Consider the following 15,554-nt stretch of genomic DNA (forward strand, 5'->3'; position numbering starts at 1 on the left):
TAGGGAGCATAAGCGATGGTGACCCCTTGTCAAAATCTCAGCGGCTCGCTTAAAATGAGGGACGCACCCACTGACAAGGATGAACGCCATGAAAATCACGCTCCTACTGATTGCAGCCTTCTTTGCAGCCCCGGCAAGCTTCGCCGCCGAATGCGATTTGACGATTGATAGAACACCCTGTGCCGGTAAAGAGTCCGAGGCTTTAAAACCTTACGAAGGTAAAAATCCCACCGTTGAAAAAGCCCCGGCCAATGATGCTGAAACCTGCCTTAAGAAAGCTGAAAGAGCCGCTAAAATCATCCGCAAGGGCACTCTGACCCAAAAGACAGTCAGTGCAAAATTTGAAGGAAAAGATCTCGGCAAATCCTTCACCGACAAAGCCGCCTGCAAATAGTTTCAAAAAATTCCGGGCATAAAATTACTTCGCGTAGAAATTTTTAAGTCTCTTCGCGATGTATTCGTTAAGACCTTCCATGGGAACGCGTTCCTGCAACATCGTATCGCGATGGCGAACAGTCACGGCTTTGTCGTTCAAAGTATCAAAGTCGACAGTCACGCAGAACGGAGTCCCGATCTCATCCTGACGACGATAACGTTTACCGATCGACGCCGCTTCATCGTATGTGACATCAAAATCCGCTGCGAGCTGATCACGCAACTGATTTGCCGGCACGGCGAGCTCTTCTTTTTTAGAAAGCGGCAACACCGCCACTTTCATTGGCGCGATATCTGGGTGGAAGCCCATCACCACACGAACGTCTTCACTGCCCTTTTCGTCCGACGTGATTTCTTCGCGGTAAGCATCGCACATGAACGCCAAGATCAAACGATCACAACCAACGGCAGTCTCAATGACGTAAGGAATGAACTTTTCTTTGGTCGCTTCATCGAAGTACTCAAGGGACTTACCAGAGAACTTCATATGTTGAGACAAGTCGAAATCAGAACGGTTATGAATACCTTCCAACTCGCTAAAGCCCATTGGGAATTTGTATTCAACGTCCACAGCTGCTTTCGCGTAGTGAGCGAGCTTTTCGTGTGGCTTGAAGTTCAGGTTTTCTTTTTTGATACCGTACTTCAAGTAGAACGCCATACGCGTTTCTTTCCATTGATCAAAGAAACCAGCGTCTGTGCCCGGTTTTACGAAATATTGCATTTCCATTTGTTCAAACTCACGCGTACGGAAAATAAAATTACCTGGCGTGATTTCGTTACGGAATGATTTACCGATGGCTGCAATACCGAATGGCACTTTGTAACGAGAGCTCTGTTGGCAGTTCAAGAAATTCACGAAGTGACCTTGAGCTGTCTCAGGACGCAAGTAAATGACGCTACCAGAATCCTCGACAGGGCCCATATGAGTTTTGAACATCAAGTTGAAGCTGCGCTCTTCAGACAAGTTTTTGCTACCGCAGTTCGGGCATTTCTTTTCATTGATGTAAGACTCTGTGTTGTCAGCGCGGAAGCGAGTTTTACAGTCTTTACAATCGACCAAAGGATCCGAGAAACCATCAACGTGACCCGAGGCCTTCCACACCATGGGGTGCATAAGGATCGCAGCATCAAGACCGACGATGTCGTTTCTGCGAGTCATCGCATTCCACCAAATACGCTTTACGTTTTGCTTCAGGATTGAGCCCAAAGGACCATAGTCCCAGCACGAAGCCAAGCCCCCGTAGATCTCACTACTTGGAAATACAAAACCACGACGTTTGGATAGTGAAACGAGAGTACTTAAGTCCTCGAGATGCTTGATTTTCATGAAATCCCCTATGGCAGAAAAAAGGCCTTCTATTTGGGTAACATTGAGCCCTGGACCAGTCAAGAAATCAGACTTGTGTGGCGAGAGGGGTTCACTGAAAATAGAGGAAGTAATTCCAGGATGGAAAATGAAGAATAACGCAACATATTACAAATCCCTCGTCGTCTTCGGTGCCGCGATTTTCATCATCATGATGATCCTTTCTCCGAAGGGCTACACTGAATCTGCGAGCAAAATCAAAACCAGTGAAGACAAAGTTCGCCAAGACATGATCGTGATCTCTCGGCAGCTCGGAGTGACCTGTTCGGAGTGCCACAACGTTCAGAATTTCACATCGGATGAAAAGAAAAGTTTTAAAGTCGCTAAAGACCATATGCGCATCGTAGAAACTCTGCGCACCAGCGGCTTTGATGGCAAAAAAGGCCCCGAAGCCAGCTGCTACATGTGCCACCAGGGCGAGCTTCGCCCCGACTACAAAGAAACTGTCGAAAAATAATTAATAGCTGGTCGGTTTGACCACGAATTCATAGGTTGTGGTCTCAGACTTTTTTAGGCCCGAGGACTCAGCCCACGCAGTGATGCGGTAACGCCCCGGCTTCATGGCTTTGTCTAAAATCACTTCCTTGGCATTCTTCGAAGTGAATTTATCAACCGGAATCCATTCATCACCAAAAAAGTATCGATACTCGAGAGTTCCGACGGTATCCGCCACCGCCGAAGCATCTTTCCAGCGAAGGGTCGGCACCCCTTTGGTTTGCGGCAAGCGCTGGGTTTTTAATTTTGGATCAGCAACGTCCGGTACTTCTTCAAACGCAAAGACCGGTTTTTCCAGTTGCACGGTTTCGATCACAACTTTTCCCGGCAATGTCACAGGGTCAGACTCGATGCCGTCGGCACCGATCGAGGTCAGCGTCGTTGTATAAACGCCGGCGGCAAGCTGAGTTTTGTACGAAAACCCCTTCACGATTTCATCACGCACAACTTTTTCATTGTGGTCGATGACCTTCACGCGGAACTGCGTCGCCCCTGCGGCCTCTCCCCAGTGCCATACCACTTCCGAGGTGAGCGTCTTTGGATCGATCACACCTTTGGTCGCCACGGGCTTTTCCGGGAGCTTCACAGGTTTTGGTTGCACTGTAAACTCAGTCAATGCGGACCAGTCACCGAAGACCTTGCGTGCATCCGCCACACGGCTGCGAACTTTGTACTTTCCGACTTTGAATTTAAATTTGAAAGTATGATTCGGAGATTTAAAGACAGCGAGGGTTTTCCCGTCGAAGTTCTGAAATTCGGTTTCATAAACTTTGGCCCCAGAGATTTCTTCCCACTCCAGCTCCACGGGAACTTTCTCGCTCTCTACAGCAAGATGAACGCCTTTCAGCACCGGGCCCGGTGCCGCCGGTGGGTCTTCAGCAAGGGCGGCTGAAGACATCAATAGCATAAAAAGGATGCTATTTCTTTGCAGGCTCATCGATATCTTCTTTGCCCGGCGTCCGCAGGGATTGCTTTGCTAAACGCAGAGCAAGGTTCATGGCATTGGTGTGATCAATCGTGATCTTACTTGAGCTCAGTGCGTATTCCATCGCCGCCTGAAAGTTCTCAGGAGCTTTCGGCCCGTAGGCAAAAACCTTTGGCACCAAATTAAGTGAATCAATCACCGAAAGTCCCATGCGTTTATCGGCACGTAAAAAAGTATAAAATTTTTCAAAAGAATTAAACAGCCCACCCGGAAACTTCGGAGTATGATCAACGATCTTCAGCGCCAGCTCTGCACACTGACGCAGTGGCAATGCTGCTTTATCGTTGTTTGTGCAGAATTTAACTAGCTTAATGAAGTCTTCCCGCACGTCCTGGGCTTTGCCTTCGTAATCGCGCGACAGTTGAAAACTCACTTTGTAAGCTGTGGCGAAATCAAAATCGAGAATGCTTTCAAGATACATCTTGGCGAAGACTTCGTTAAAGTTTTTCAGGCGCTCATCATCCAGGCCCGAGAAATCCAACCCGACTTCGACCGCTTTTGTCAGAGCCACGCCGGTTTTTTTCATCATCTCGTAAGCCTTAAAGAACCTTGCCGAAGAACCGTTGCAGCCTTTGCTGATTCTTAGAGCCAAGCGCGCGGATTTTTCTTCACCGAGAGAAAGATCTTCGTCTTTCATCAAGGCTTCATAAGCACTTTGAAATTCTTTGAAGCTTTCACAAGGTTTACTTTTCTCGGCTTCTTTAGCGGCGGCCTGAGCCTGCGCTATCGGACCGTCTGGATAGGTGTTTTCTCGCTCTTGCGGAGTTTTCACCTCGGCATGTGTACGCAGCAGAAAGAGCAGGCTGATAAGATAGAGGGCCGTTCTAAGGGACTTCATTAGAAGCTCCAGTTAGCGCTCAACTGCGGAGTGAACTCACGAGTGTCTTTGTGGTATTGCCAGTCAAAACCGATGAACGGCGTGTAGATTTTGCGTTTGTATTCAAGCTGCTTATTCCAATTATCAACATAACGATTGCTGAACATCCATGGTAAGAACGAGGACACCAACCCCACCGCCGCATAAGCACGGACGTCGCCGTTGGCCTGAGAAGCCACGGCAACGTTGGCTAATGCATTCAAAGTCACAGACACGGTCGTGAGCATATTGATCAGATGTGCGGGCTTTTCCAAAGCCTCTTCCGACATGCGCTCACGCAGAAGCTCACTACGTTTATCAGTGACCTTCATAGTTTTGATGCGTTTGTAAGAGTCCCCATAAAGATCACTCTTAATCAGATAGACCGAAAGCCCGATACCGCCGATACCGATCGCCATGGCGGTCATACCGATGTTGTCGCTATCTTTCTTTTGCTGATCAGTGACCACATCGTCTTTGTAGTTGCCGCGCAGGCGATTCCCGGCAAGCAAAGTTGCAATCGAGGAAACTTGGTAAGGCCAGAACGCCACCCAACCGTATTCTTTTTCGTTCTGCGTTTCCATCGCCAGGCGATCCGACGCGCGCGGAACGACCTGCAGTTCCGGATAGTCGAGGCCTTTCAAAATGTCTTCTTCTTTGCTTTCACGCGGTGGAATCACCACGCTTTTTGCAGCCTCTCTTGCAGCTTCTTTCGCGGCAGCGGCTTCTTTTTTCTCTTGCGCCCAAATTGGCTGAGTAGAAAGGAACAACGACAGTACAACACCAAAAGACACAACTCTTTTCATACACTTCCCCTACGCGTGTGAGCGTTTTGCTTTTCTAGAATAGATGAGGAATGCTTGAGTGTGTACTGGACCGGAGACCAAACGTGGCTTTGGTAAGAGCTCTATTTTCTCGAAAGAATTGTTTTGAACGCGGTCTCTAAAAACTCATGTGAATCTGGTTCAGAAGTTTTCAGCATGCCCTGATAGGCTTTGGTAACATCCACGAGACTTGCCCCCGCCGGCAGGCCAAGGACCTCGTAGGCGTCCCAGGTGTGACCGTTATAATTAAACAAAATATTGAGATCTTTACTTTGATTGCTCGGAAGTGGAGCCTCTTCAAGATACTTCTGATAGCGTGGGTGACTGTAGCGACCGCTCTGGGTTCGGACCCCGTTCTCGGTCTTTTGCAATACACCGCCAGGGGTCTGATTCCCCTCCCTCATTTTCAGCTGAGTGGTCTTTTTAGACGATCCTCGCCGCCCAGCGAGAAACCAGATGATGAAGAACGACAAAATAGCGATGTTGATAAGCAAAAACTGTTGGCTATTCACTTAATTTTTATTATTGGTGTTGAGCGCTTATTTAGCAAGTAGGAGTTCTCGATGGCAGCCCCCAATCCTTTCGACCAACAAGTCGCTATTCCTGGAGTTAAACACATTATTGCTGTGAGTTCGGGCAAGGGAGGTGTTGGCAAAAGCACGGTTGCTACTAATTTAGCCACGGCTCTTGGGCAAAAAAACAAGGTGGGGTTGCTGGACGCTGATATCTACGGGCCGAGTATTCCTCGCATGTTAGGTTCGTTGAATCAAAAACCCGGTATCACTTCAGCACAACGCCTCGAACCAGTTCAACGTTATGGTATCAAATTGATGAGCATTGGCTTTTTGATCGAAGAAAACGCTGCAGTTGTTTGGCGTGGTCCCATGCTCTTTAAAGCAATGGACCAATTCCTGCGCGATGTAGACTGGGGCGAGCTCGATTACCTCGTGGTCGATTTGCCTCCAGGCACCGGTGATGTTCAACTTTCATTGGCACAAAAAGTTCCAGTGGCAGGCGCCGTGATGGTTTGTACGCCACAGAACGTGGCACTCACAGATGTAAAGCGCGGCGTGGATATGTTCCAACGAGTGGGCATTAAGATGCTCGGCCTCGTTGAAAACATGGCGTACATGATCAACCCAGCGAACGGCGAAAAGATTCAGATGTTCCCTAAGGGCGAACTCGAGTCTTATATGGCCTCGAAGAACATCCCTAAAATCGGCGAGATTCCATTCAACCCGTCTGTGGGCCTTTCATGCGAAGCGGGTATTCCGATCGTCGAGAGCAATAAGAACGGCGTCGAAGCACAGGAATTCTTCCGCATCGCCGATCGCGTTCGCGAGTTGTTGCCGGTCTAAAGTACTGATGGGGAGTACTGGCTCCGCCGGGCCGGCCCGAGGGAGTTAGTAGTACTTCCTGCGGGGACGGGCATCCAGCACCCACAAAGCATGGAAATCATAAAATCCAAGCCCCTCTCTAGCGCCAAAAATTACTAGCTCCGCACTAGCACCATAAAACTTCGAATTCACAACGGTCGCCTTCCCACCCCTCTGATTATTGTCAACTTATAGGTTGACCAAAAACAGAGGGTGCTTCGCTGTGCCCTGCTTGTTCCTTTTCCCTTTTTTCCCGGAGCTGATTTGGAGGACAAAAGAGGATCAAAGCGAACAACATGAGTACATCGTAAACCCCCGTGGCCTCGTGAATTTTCCCAATGAAAAACATGATTCTCAAAGTGAGATTTAACTTCGCGAACTTATTTGAGAAAATGCAGAGAGAAACTTTCAAAAAGACTTTGGTCTAGGTATTCTATGAATGTTGAAACGATGAGGCCCGGTTAACTTCCGCTCTGAGGGCCGGCATAAGGGGGTTCAGAATGTTGATTCGCCATCGCGATCACAATGACAAGTCACCAAAGTGACGATGCGGTTTGAAAGTTCTAAGACTCTTTAAATAATTAACCCAGGATATCTTATAGGAGGTTCCTAGCGGTCATTCTCTAAGGATTTAGATCCTTCTTTTGCCTCAAGGTAAACCATCGGAAACGGTGGGGCACAAAGCTACAGGGACTACAGCTCGTACACTATGAGCCAAGTCAGCCAGTCTGCCAAAGGTAATGAGTCACCCGAGGAATAGGTGAGCAAATGGAAGGTCAAGTTTCTAAAAATTCTATCACGGATTGGTTTCATTCCCCTAGCCTATGAGTTATTAGGATTATTTCTCATAGGCACTTTTTTTTGTGTCTACTCTGGACTAAGGTTCAGCCAAGGTCTTCTTCAGCAAAGCCAAAAAATCATCCGCCGAAGCATCGTAACCTTCAATCGTTTTCAAAATCTCGCCTTCTTTATTCAGCAAAATAATATTATTCGAATGAACATAAGCGCCACCCGCTAAGCGTTTATATTGTACACCCAAAAGACCCGCAAGTTCCGCGACGGCCGTTTTATCACCGCGATAAATATTCCACTGCGAAGAAGTGATTTTGTACTTTTTCGTAAAATTCTTTAAAGACTCCGGAGTCTCTCGCTCATGATCAAAAGAAAACAAATCCACTCCGACCTTTTCGGCCTCTTTCGCTGACAGCTTCGCGAGGAAATGCTTCACATCCCCAACCAACATGGGACATGCGGAAGTGCACTGGGTAAAAATCATCGAGACGATCCTTACCCGGCCCTTGAGATTTGCGAACTCCTCCGTTTTACCGTCTTGGTTGGTCCACTTTCCTTGCAGGTGATATACCGAATTCGGACTCAGCGCCTGCGCACTGAAAGACATTAGTAATAAAATGACGACGCCTAGTGATTTCATGGCTGCATGTCCTTTCCACAACGGAACCCTAAATTTTCAGTGACGTAATTTCCTTTAAGACTGCTCCGAAAAGCGAAACGCATGAAGGTCGCATACTCCTCTGTCGAGGCCGCTCCGAGAGCGCCACTGCCACAAAAAAGATTTTTTTCACGGGTATTATCCGAGCGTGAATCACCTTTGATCATTACCGAGGCATAGTCCTCGACCCACTCCCAAATCAGCCCATGCATATCGTAAACGCCGAATTTATTGGCTTTCCCAGTCTTGATCGCACCCAGTTGCGAGTTCGGGCGGCCATACCATTCCAGGATTTTTTCCGAATGAGCGGGATTCTCACTGTCGCTGGCATACTCCCATTCGTTCACGGTTAACAAACGTTTGCCCTTGAATTCGCAATACTTTCTTGCGGCAAACCACGAAACCGAAACCACTGGATGATTTTCTTTGTTCGCGGGGATCACTTCCGCGCCCGGCCAGCTCTGGAGATAATTCTCGGTCGCAAAAACCGTCGGCACCGCCGCCCTTTTCCATTCAGGATTTTTCTTTACAAACTCTAAGTAGTCTTTATTGGTGACGGGAAATTTATCAATAAAAAAAGAACTTACCTGAGCAAGTTCCTTTTGATCTTTTTCTCTATAAAATAATTTATAAGCGCCGGCTTTGACTTCCACCATGCCGACAGGGGGAGCCTTCGCCCCCGCCACACCTGCAAGCAAGAGAATAAAAAACAGCGCCGTTAGCTTCATAAACTATTTTCCGCGAAGGGCTTTAACTTCTTTCATATTCACAAGATCCCCTTTGTTGCCCCATGAGTTACGCACATAAGTCAGAACATTGGCAACATCGTCGTCACTCAAGCCCAACGCCGGCATCACACCATTATAAGTTTGACCGTTCACAGTCACATTTCCAGTGAGACCGTTCAACACCACCCCGATGGCTCGCTTTTTATCTTTCATCAAGAAATCAGATTTCGCCAGTGGCGGGAAGGCATTTGGAATTCCCTCGCCTTGCAGCTGATGGCAGGCCGCGCAGTTTTGTGTGAAGACGGCCTTACCGGCGTCCATACGTTGCGCAAAAGTTTTCTCTGTGATTTCTTCTTTTTTCTCAGACACCGGGATTTCTTGGATCGCGCCACCTTCCGGCAGATAGATTCCGTCTTCAGTTTTACCACTGTAAATGGTTGCATCTTTATCGCCTTCGACTTTCAGCATTCCCAATGCGCCTTTGTTAAAGGCCCGGAAGATCGAGTGATCGACCAGAATATAAGTCGCTGGAATCTGAGTTTTGAATTCAACAATCGAAGAGCCGCCCGCCGGGATCAAAGTCGTCTGGACGTTTTTTTGATTCGGAATGACGCCGCCTTCGGTGTAAACCTGATCAAAAATCTCACCAATGATGTGAAATGAAGAGACTAAACTCGGTCCACCGTTGCCGACGAACATACGAATAGAATCACCCGCTTTTGCCTTTAAGGCATTGTCGTTAGTAATGGCACCGACGGAACCATTAAACACCACATAGTCCGGCTGTTCTTTCACGGCTTTATTCATATCAAATGGTTGCAGGCCGCGTGCACCGTATTTGCCTTTCGTGTAGAACTCACTCTGAAGAATGTAGAACTCTTTGTCCACCGGTGGCAGGCCCTTTTCAGGCTCCACAAAAATCAGACCATACATTCCGTTGGCAATATGCATCCCCACCGGAGCTGTTGCACAATGATAGATGTAAAGGCCCGGGTTGAGAGCACGGAAAGAAAATGTCGAGCTATGCCCAGGAGCCGTGAAGGAGCCTTCGGCTCCGCCACCTTGGCCAGTCACCGCGTGAAGGTCAATATTGTGTGGCATTTTGCTGCTAGGATGATTGGCCAAAGTAAAGTCGACATAGTCCCCTTCACGAATACGAATGAAAGGTCCCGGAACAGAGCCGCCGAAAGTCCAAAAAGTATATTCAACTCCGTCGGCCAGCCTTTTAACAACTTCTTTAGTTTCAAGATGAATTTTCACACGCGCCGGTTTTTTTCTTGTGATGGGCGGAGGAACTTCCGGAGCATGGGTCAGGGTCGCCTTCTCCACAGGTAGAGAATTAATATCGATCTTTTCCGCACTCCAGGCAGTTTCCAGCGCCAGGATGACAGCAACCGACGAGACAAGTTTCAGGGTTTTCATTTGAGCCTCCGATGACTATAGATTAATATAGTATGTGTAAGAGCAAATTGATTTGAATCAAATTGTTTAAATTAAACTCCATCTGGACTGCCTGAGGAGAGAGCTTGTGACAAAAAGTCCCAACCCCGCCCTTTTTAAAACCCGCCCTACGGATCATTGTCCTATTTGCTCGTCTCAAGAAGAGACAGTGACAGACCAGATCCTGAAAGCTATTCAGCATAAGACCTATCCCAAAGGAACGATTGTTTTCAGCCAGGAGCAAGCCAGCAGCGGGCTTTTCCTGATCTACAAGGGCACTGTCAAAGTGTCGCGCATTTCGCCCGCGGGAAAAGAAATTATCATCGAGATCTTGGGCTCCGGAAAAACCCTTGGCGAAAGCAGCCTCTTCGGCCAAGGCCAACACTCCGATACGGCCGTCACTGCTGAGAATGCAGAGCTGTTTCTTATTCCGAAAGATGATTTCAAAAAACTTCTGGCGGATCATCCTCAACTTTATCAAAACGTTCTCCACAGCCTGGTTCAATGGATGGATAAGCTCAATGCGGTGATCGAAAATATCAACATTTCGTCCGCCAAGGACCGAGTCTATGCCTACCTTATGAAAATACAAAAAGAACAACAGCGAACCCTGATCCATCTCACAGGTAAAAAACACGAGGTCGCTTTGATGTTGGGACTTCGTCCTGAAACCTTTTCGCGCACCCTGGCGGAACTTGAAACTGAAGGCCTGATTAAAATGAATCACAAGCAGATTCAGATTTTGATTAACAAAGAAACTTAGACCTAAAAATCAATTACTAGTGAGATAGATCAGGGATGGATACAATCCCTAGTGTGTTTCTTACATGAGTGGGTATCGTCAGAATAACGAAGGCGGTTCCCATGAAGATCTACAAGTTCGATATTCTCTTCCAGGAAGTTCCCGGTCACATGAGTCTGGCTTTTTACGTATGTGGCTGTCCGCTCCGCTGCCAGGGCTGTCATTCTCCGGAACTCTGGTTTGAGCACAACGGCTTTACTCTGACTGAATCTCTCTTCAGATCTCTTCTCGATAAATACGCCGGCAAAATCAGCTGCGTACTTTTTCTTGGCGGTGAATGGTGCCCTCAGGAACTCATCCTATTTTTACGCCTCGTGGAAGATAGAAATCTAATGACTGCTCTTTATACAGGTCATTAAGACGTCTCTGAAAATATAAAGTCACATCTTCATTTTCTAAAATGTGGCCGGTGGATCGCCGCGCTTGGCGGCCTTTCATCTCCGACGACTAATCAGATTTTCTGGGATGTAAAAAATAAAATTAAACTCAATCACTTGTTCCAACAAGCTGCACAACCAAAGGAGACCCCATGATGGTTCGACTCTCTGCTGAACAGATTCAGCAAAAAATGGATTTTATAAACAGCTATCTTCATGCCGCTAATGCGGCGGATGGCTCTCGGCTCGATGCGAATGCCAATGTCACACATAAGAACGTGGCGACTCTCGAGGCTGAGATCAATAAGGATATCAATATTCAAGTCAATCGCGCGCTCGTAGCCGATAAAATCGCACGGCTTTTTGGCGCGGAGCTCAGCAAGGAATATCTGCGCCAGATCGAAGAACACGAAATCTATGTGCATGATGAAACGTCTTTGAAACCTTACTGCGCTTCGATTTCAATGTATCCGCTGTTGCTCGAAGGCCTTAAAGGCCTTGGCGGCGAATCCGCGGCGCCAAGGCATCTTGAAAGTTTCTGCGGCTGTTTTGTGAATTTGGTCTTTGCTATTTCCTCGCAATTTGCCGGCGCTGTAGCGACGGTGGAGTGGATCATGTACTTTGACCACTTCGCTCGCAAAGATTACGGCGATAACTACTTGGAAACCCACTCGCAACTGATCAACAATCATCTGCAGCACGTAGTTTACGCCCTCAATCAACCTGCAGCGGCCCGTGGCTATCAATCAGTGTTTTGGAATATCTCCGTCTATGACGAGTCCTATTTCAAATCCCTCTTCGGCGATTTTGTTTTTCCCACCGGAGAAAAACCCGTTTGGACCAGTGTTCAGAAACTCCAAAAACATTTTATGTCCTGGTTCAACGAGGAAAGAAAAAAAGCTCTCCTGACCTTCCCCGTGGTGACGGCGGCGATGTTAATTAAGAACGGGAGCCCAAAGGACACCGACTTCGCAAGAATGTGCGCTCAAGAGCTCAGCCAGGGAAACAGCTTCTTTATGTACATGAGCCCTTCGGCCGACAGCCTGGCCAGCTGTTGCCGGCTGCGTAACGAAATTTCCGACAATACCTTTAGTTACTCCCTTGGGGCCGGAGGTGTTGCGACGGGGTCTATCAATGTCATCACGATCAATATGAATCGTTTGGTACAAAAGAAAATCGACCTCTTGGCCACCGTTGAAAAAGTGCAAAAATACCAGGTGGCCTATCGCCATTTAATGCAAGAGTATTTCGATGCCGGCCTCCTGACAGCCTATCGCGCGGGCTTTATCTCTTTAGAAAAACAATTTCTCACAATAGGCATCAATGGTATGGCTGAGGCCGCGGAATCCCAGGGACTTTGCGTTGGTAACAACCAGCCTTATAAAGACTTCGTGCGCGAAAAGCTGAAAGTCATTTATGAAGCCAATAAAAAGGCGAAGAAAAATTTCCAATTTATGTTCAACACCGAGTTCGTACCGGCGGAAAACCTGGGAGTAAAAAACGCTCAATGGGACCGACGCGATGGACTGAAGGTCCCCAGAGACTGCTATAATTCATACTTCTATATTGTCGAAGACGACTCGGTCAACGCTCTCGACAAAATGGATCTACACGGACACGAGATGATGCAATACCTTGATGGTGGTTCGGCCCTGCATTTGAATCTGGAAGAAAAACTGACCGCCGAAGGTTTTCAGAAACTCATTAATGCCGCTGCCCTCTCTGGCTGTAATTATTGGTGTGTGAATATCAAAATCACAATCTGCAACAAGTGCGACCATCTTGACAAACGCACGTTGTATGCCTGCCCTCAGTGCGGCAGTGAGGATGTGGACCATGCCACTCGCGTGATTGGCTACCTGAAGCGGATCTCCAACTTTAGCGCCGCCCGCCGCAAAGAAGCCGCGCGCAGATTCTATCACGTTACGGCATCGGCTTCAGACGCAAAATCTTCGGTAGAAATACGCCACCCCATACGAGCAGCCCTAGAATCCATGCATACGATGCATAGATCAGATGCGACTGGTAAATATGCGGAGCAAACCCCGCCGATAAGCGTGTAAGACCCGCAAGGATCACGAGAAGAGCTCCGAAGAGCAATGCTTTGGAGTTCTTCTCGAGATTCATATCATGCTTGCCATGAGATAGGCACACTCGAGTCGCGATCATCAAAGTCATCAACGCAAGTCCTGAAATAAAAATCACATGCAGCAAATGAATGCGATAGTCCGGAAACAAAGCAACTCCCCATTGGCCGAGAATTAAAAACCACGCTGAGACCCACAGCCAGAAAGCTTGACGGTCTTTCCGTTTCGGCAGCTTATATAGGTACCAGAAATTAAATCCGATCACGGAATACACAATCGCGCGCAAAACATTGGCCGCCTGAGAATTATAAAATACTTCCAGTATATAAGTCGCAAAATAGACCACGGCTAAAGCCACAAATACTTTCAGCTTCGGCGGCAAGCGTCCCTCCAAGGGCATCGGTGCCCACCCCAGCAGAGCCGGAATCAGGCGGCTGCCAACCCCCATCACCAACGAAAGAATATAAGCCTGAAGAAAGAACAACCGGCCGAGAGTAAAAAGACTCCCGGGAACATTCATGAATTCCGCACACAATAGGATTCCATTTCCGATGAGGCCCGAAAGCAAGCCAAACCCGACGAATACGAATGCATCCGGAGGATTTGCCTTACGGGCTAAAAAGCGGCGGCACAAGAACTGTATCAAAAACAAAAACAGCAAAAAATCGACGCTATAGAAAAAAATCTTCCCTGCGGCAACAGAGCTCACAAGAAGCAACGCTATCAATCCCTGAGCGATAATATGTTCCCAGGATTGCGGCCCAAAGGATTCGGTAAAACGCGGGGCTGCCGTCATCAAAAATCCGCACACAAAACAGAGAAGAAAGCCTCCCATCATGACTTCCGGATGAAACAGGCCGGGATAAACACTCCATTGGTGCGGAAATAAAATCCAGAGCAAAACGCCCCAAATTCCCAGTATCCAGCCGGCCGGAAAAAAGTACCTATAACCGTCAAGTTGCGCTGATGCACTCATAAGAACCTCACTTCAAAACCAACGTATTAAACGAGTGCAGGAGCCGTCCATGATCCAGGTCAATAAAAGACTCAATGATAAAAGAATGGCAAAATATGATCTGGATCATGTTTTCTGAATCCCTGTTCAGGCATTCTATCGATAAGGAGACCAAAATGCCTGACCATTCGATCCTACGCAAACTACAAAGTTTCGATTGTTTTCAGAAGCTTTCCCCATTGGAGCTTGCCACCATTGCCTCCCATACTGAGCTGATGCACGTCAATCACGGCCGGACTTTGTTTAAGGAAGGGACGGCGATTGACGCTGTTTATCTTATTTTGTATGGGTCCTTTAAAATTCAGCAAAAGACCCGCAGTGAAGAAGCCGTGGTTTTTTATTTTTTAAGTCGCGGAGATTTTCTCGGAATCGCCATGGCGGGCCTTAGCAACGCCCTTTATCCGGCTTCAGCCCTCGCCAATGAAGAGAGTGCGGTTCTTAAACTGCCGTTAAGATTTTACAACGACAGATTTTTGCAACATCCTTCCCTGAGAGAAATCGTTAGCCGGCAAATTTCAGATCGTTTTTTTGAGTTTCAAAATGACCGTTGCATGACAAAAGCGCTGACACCCCAAAAACTGGCGGATCTTCTGCTTCGTACTTTGGACCGACAGCCGAAAGAGCACGGCCATCGCATCCATATCCCCCTCACGCGACACGATATGGCCCGGAAAATCGGCTCGCAGGCCGAGACGGTCATCCGCTTTATCAGTGAATGGACGAAGAATGGTTGGATCCGCACAGAAAACAAACATATTGAAATTATCAACCGCGCCAAGCTCGAGGAGGTCCTCAATGAAAAGTGTTCTCGCAGATCTTCGCGAACAACATCAATTTATTCTGCAGCGACTCGACGATCCTGACAACTTAGTTGGACTGATTCAGTTTATAGAAGAGATCCATCATCCTTTGGAAGAAAGCGCTCTTTTCCCACTGATCAGTCAAGCTCCCTGGATCTGTCAGGGCGGCCCTCGGTGCTCTTTGCACATGGGGATCAGGCTGGAACAAGATCCGCTAGGAAAGATTGAGAAACATCTCTTAGACTATTCACGAAAATCAGGATGGATACCGACGCCATTTGTGAGCCCACGCTGGCTTACGCCGCAAAATCCTCTGAGCGTGCCAATGGAAGAACACGCTGTCAGTCATCGCCTCTCTGAAGCCCTCAAGGAGCTTTGTAAAGACCGTGAAGCTTCTCTCGCCCGTGAATTCTTTCCGGTTCTGTATAACGATTTTTGCGAACTGATGAAAATGCACATCGACAAAGAGGACCATTGCCTCTTTGTCATGTGTGAAATGAATCTGAAATAAATGTCGC

At 47.7% G+C, this 15,554-nt stretch carries 15 protein-coding genes, 1 pseudogene and 1 riboswitch; of the genes and pseudogenes, 8 read left to right on the plus strand and 8 right to left on the minus strand.

Annotation, left to right across the window (positions count from 1 at the left end):
- Nucleotides 1-88 precede the first annotated feature (88 nt).
- Nucleotides 89-394: a hypothetical protein gene (locus tag JSU04_11235; GenBank protein MBS1970875.1), complete on the plus strand. Its 306-nt coding sequence runs from the start codon at nucleotides 89-91 to the stop codon at nucleotides 392-394.
- A gap of 24 nt (nucleotides 395-418) precedes the next feature.
- Here the strand turns inward: JSU04_11235 and JSU04_11240 are convergent, their stop codons facing one another.
- On the minus strand, nucleotides 419-1,762 hold the full coding sequence (locus JSU04_11240) for a glycine--tRNA ligase (protein ID MBS1970876.1): 1,344 nt from the start codon (nucleotides 1,760-1,762) through the stop codon (nucleotides 419-421).
- A gap of 127 nt (nucleotides 1,763-1,889) precedes the next feature.
- Here JSU04_11240 and JSU04_11245 point away from each other — a divergent pair, with 127 nt between their 5' ends.
- On the plus strand, nucleotides 1,890-2,258 hold the full coding sequence (locus JSU04_11245; GenBank protein MBS1970877.1) for a hypothetical protein: 369 nt from the start codon (nucleotides 1,890-1,892) through the stop codon (nucleotides 2,256-2,258).
- Here the strand turns inward: JSU04_11245 and JSU04_11250 are convergent, their stop codons facing one another.
- The 4 genes from JSU04_11250 to JSU04_11265 form a co-directional block, all read right to left on the minus strand.
- The gene (locus tag JSU04_11250) at nucleotides 2,259-3,233 is read right to left on the minus strand and encodes a hypothetical protein (GenBank protein MBS1970878.1); all 975 of its coding nucleotides are present in this window, start codon (nucleotides 3,231-3,233) and stop codon (nucleotides 2,259-2,261) included.
- Nucleotides 3,214-4,119 carry a hypothetical protein gene (locus JSU04_11255; protein ID MBS1970879.1) on the minus strand — a complete coding sequence of 302 codons (906 nt, stop codon included), beginning with the start codon at nucleotides 4,117-4,119 and terminating at the stop codon, nucleotides 3,214-3,216. The genes JSU04_11250 and JSU04_11255 overlap by 20 nt, the downstream gene beginning before the upstream one ends.
- Nucleotides 4,119-4,943 carry a hypothetical protein gene (locus JSU04_11260; protein ID MBS1970880.1) on the minus strand — a complete coding sequence of 275 codons (825 nt, stop codon included), beginning with the start codon at nucleotides 4,941-4,943 and terminating at the stop codon, nucleotides 4,119-4,121. The genes JSU04_11255 and JSU04_11260 overlap by 1 nt, the downstream gene beginning before the upstream one ends.
- Nucleotides 4,944-5,044: 101 nt before the next feature.
- On the minus strand, nucleotides 5,045-5,365 hold the full coding sequence (locus JSU04_11265) for a J domain-containing protein (protein ID MBS1970881.1): 321 nt from the start codon (nucleotides 5,363-5,365) through the stop codon (nucleotides 5,045-5,047).
- Nucleotides 5,366-5,524: 159 nt separating this feature from the next.
- Here JSU04_11265 and JSU04_11270 point away from each other — a divergent pair, with 159 nt between their 5' ends.
- Nucleotides 5,525-6,319 carry an Mrp/NBP35 family ATP-binding protein gene (locus tag JSU04_11270; protein MBS1970882.1) on the plus strand — a complete coding sequence of 265 codons (795 nt, stop codon included), beginning with the start codon at nucleotides 5,525-5,527 and terminating at the stop codon, nucleotides 6,317-6,319.
- 661 nt (nucleotides 6,320-6,980) lie between these two features.
- A riboswitch (cyclic di-GMP riboswitch) is annotated at nucleotides 6,981-7,073 on the plus strand.
- A 141-nt stretch (nucleotides 7,074-7,214) separates the two neighbouring features.
- Here JSU04_11270 and JSU04_11275 read toward each other — a convergent pair.
- From JSU04_11275 to nirK, 3 genes are read right to left on the minus strand one after another with little or no spacing between them, the layout of a single operon-like run.
- The gene (locus JSU04_11275) at nucleotides 7,215-7,769 is read right to left on the minus strand and encodes an SCO family protein (protein MBS1970883.1); all 555 of its coding nucleotides are present in this window, start codon (nucleotides 7,767-7,769) and stop codon (nucleotides 7,215-7,217) included.
- A complete protein-coding gene (locus tag JSU04_11280) occupies nucleotides 7,766-8,515 on the minus strand; it encodes a formylglycine-generating enzyme family protein (GenBank protein ID MBS1970884.1) in 750 nt (249 codons plus the stop codon). The genes JSU04_11275 and JSU04_11280 overlap by 4 nt, the downstream gene beginning before the upstream one ends.
- Before the next feature lie 3 nt (nucleotides 8,516-8,518).
- The gene (nirK, locus tag JSU04_11285; GenBank protein ID MBS1970885.1) at nucleotides 8,519-9,937 is read right to left on the minus strand and encodes a nitrite reductase, copper-containing; all 1,419 of its coding nucleotides are present in this window, start codon (nucleotides 9,935-9,937) and stop codon (nucleotides 8,519-8,521) included.
- Nucleotides 9,938-10,043: 106 nt separating this feature from the next.
- Between nirK and JSU04_11290 the strand changes: the two genes are divergently transcribed.
- The 5 genes and pseudogenes from JSU04_11290 to JSU04_11310 all read left to right on the plus strand — a co-directional run bounded on the left by JSU04_11290 (nucleotide 10,044) and on the right by JSU04_11310 (nucleotide 15,547).
- Nucleotides 10,044-10,718: a Crp/Fnr family transcriptional regulator gene (locus JSU04_11290; protein MBS1970886.1), complete on the plus strand. Its 675-nt coding sequence runs from the start codon at nucleotides 10,044-10,046 to the stop codon at nucleotides 10,716-10,718.
- 101 nt (nucleotides 10,719-10,819) lie between these two features.
- Nucleotides 10,820-11,290 (plus strand): annotated as a pseudogene (nrdG, locus tag JSU04_11295) (anaerobic ribonucleoside-triphosphate reductase activating protein).
- Nucleotides 11,290-13,197 (plus strand): anaerobic ribonucleoside-triphosphate reductase, encoded by a 1,908-nt coding sequence (gene nrdD, locus JSU04_11300; GenBank protein MBS1970887.1) that lies wholly within the window; start codon nucleotides 11,290-11,292, stop codon nucleotides 13,195-13,197. The pseudogene nrdG and the gene nrdD overlap by 1 nt, the downstream one beginning before the upstream one ends.
- Before the next feature lie 1,074 nt (nucleotides 13,198-14,271).
- A complete protein-coding gene (locus tag JSU04_11305; protein MBS1970888.1) occupies nucleotides 14,272-15,099 on the plus strand; it encodes a Crp/Fnr family transcriptional regulator in 828 nt (275 codons plus the stop codon).
- A complete protein-coding gene (locus JSU04_11310; protein ID MBS1970889.1) occupies nucleotides 15,032-15,547 on the plus strand; it encodes a hypothetical protein in 516 nt (171 codons plus the stop codon). The genes JSU04_11305 and JSU04_11310 overlap by 68 nt, the downstream gene beginning before the upstream one ends.
- Nucleotides 15,548-15,554 lie beyond the last annotated feature (7 nt).

It is taken from the genome of Bdellovibrionales bacterium, assembly GCA_018266295.1.
Lineage (GTDB): Bacteria > Bdellovibrionota > Bdellovibrionia > Bdellovibrionales > Bdellovibrionaceae > JACMRP01.

What these genes read in the sequence shown, in the direction of transcription:
- JSU04_11235 (MBS1970875.1), top strand. Translation starts at nt 89, where the DNA reads ATGAAAATCACGCTCCTACTGATTGCAGCCTTCTTTGCAGCCCCGGCA.
- JSU04_11265 (MBS1970881.1), bottom strand. Translation starts at nt 5,365, where the DNA reads ATGAGGGAGGGGAATCAGACCCCTGGCGGTGTATTGCAAAAGACCGAG.
- JSU04_11240 (MBS1970876.1), bottom strand. Translation starts at nt 1,762, where the DNA reads ATGAAAATCAAGCATCTCGAGGACTTAAGTACTCTCGTTTCACTATCC.
- JSU04_11280 (MBS1970884.1), bottom strand. Translation starts at nt 8,515, where the DNA reads ATGAAGCTAACGGCGCTGTTTTTTATTCTCTTGCTTGCAGGTGTGGCG.
- JSU04_11310 (MBS1970889.1), top strand. Translation starts at nt 15,032, where the DNA reads ATGAAAAGTGTTCTCGCAGATCTTCGCGAACAACATCAATTTATTCTG.
- JSU04_11245 (MBS1970877.1), top strand. Translation starts at nt 1,890, where the DNA reads ATGAAGAATAACGCAACATATTACAAATCCCTCGTCGTCTTCGGTGCC.
- JSU04_11275 (MBS1970883.1), bottom strand. Translation starts at nt 7,769, where the DNA reads ATGAAATCACTAGGCGTCGTCATTTTATTACTAATGTCTTTCAGTGCG.
- nirK (MBS1970885.1), bottom strand. Translation starts at nt 9,937, where the DNA reads ATGAAAACCCTGAAACTTGTCTCGTCGGTTGCTGTCATCCTGGCGCTG.
- JSU04_11255 (MBS1970879.1), bottom strand. Translation starts at nt 4,119, where the DNA reads ATGAAGTCCCTTAGAACGGCCCTCTATCTTATCAGCCTGCTCTTTCTG.
- JSU04_11250 (MBS1970878.1), bottom strand. Translation starts at nt 3,233, where the DNA reads ATGAGCCTGCAAAGAAATAGCATCCTTTTTATGCTATTGATGTCTTCA.
- JSU04_11260 (MBS1970880.1), bottom strand. Translation starts at nt 4,943, where the DNA reads ATGAAAAGAGTTGTGTCTTTTGGTGTTGTACTGTCGTTGTTCCTTTCT.
- JSU04_11270 (MBS1970882.1), top strand. Translation starts at nt 5,525, where the DNA reads ATGGCAGCCCCCAATCCTTTCGACCAACAAGTCGCTATTCCTGGAGTT.
- JSU04_11305 (MBS1970888.1), top strand. Translation starts at nt 14,272, where the DNA reads ATGATAAAAGAATGGCAAAATATGATCTGGATCATGTTTTCTGAATCC.
- nrdD (MBS1970887.1), top strand. Translation starts at nt 11,290, where the DNA reads ATGGTTCGACTCTCTGCTGAACAGATTCAGCAAAAAATGGATTTTATA.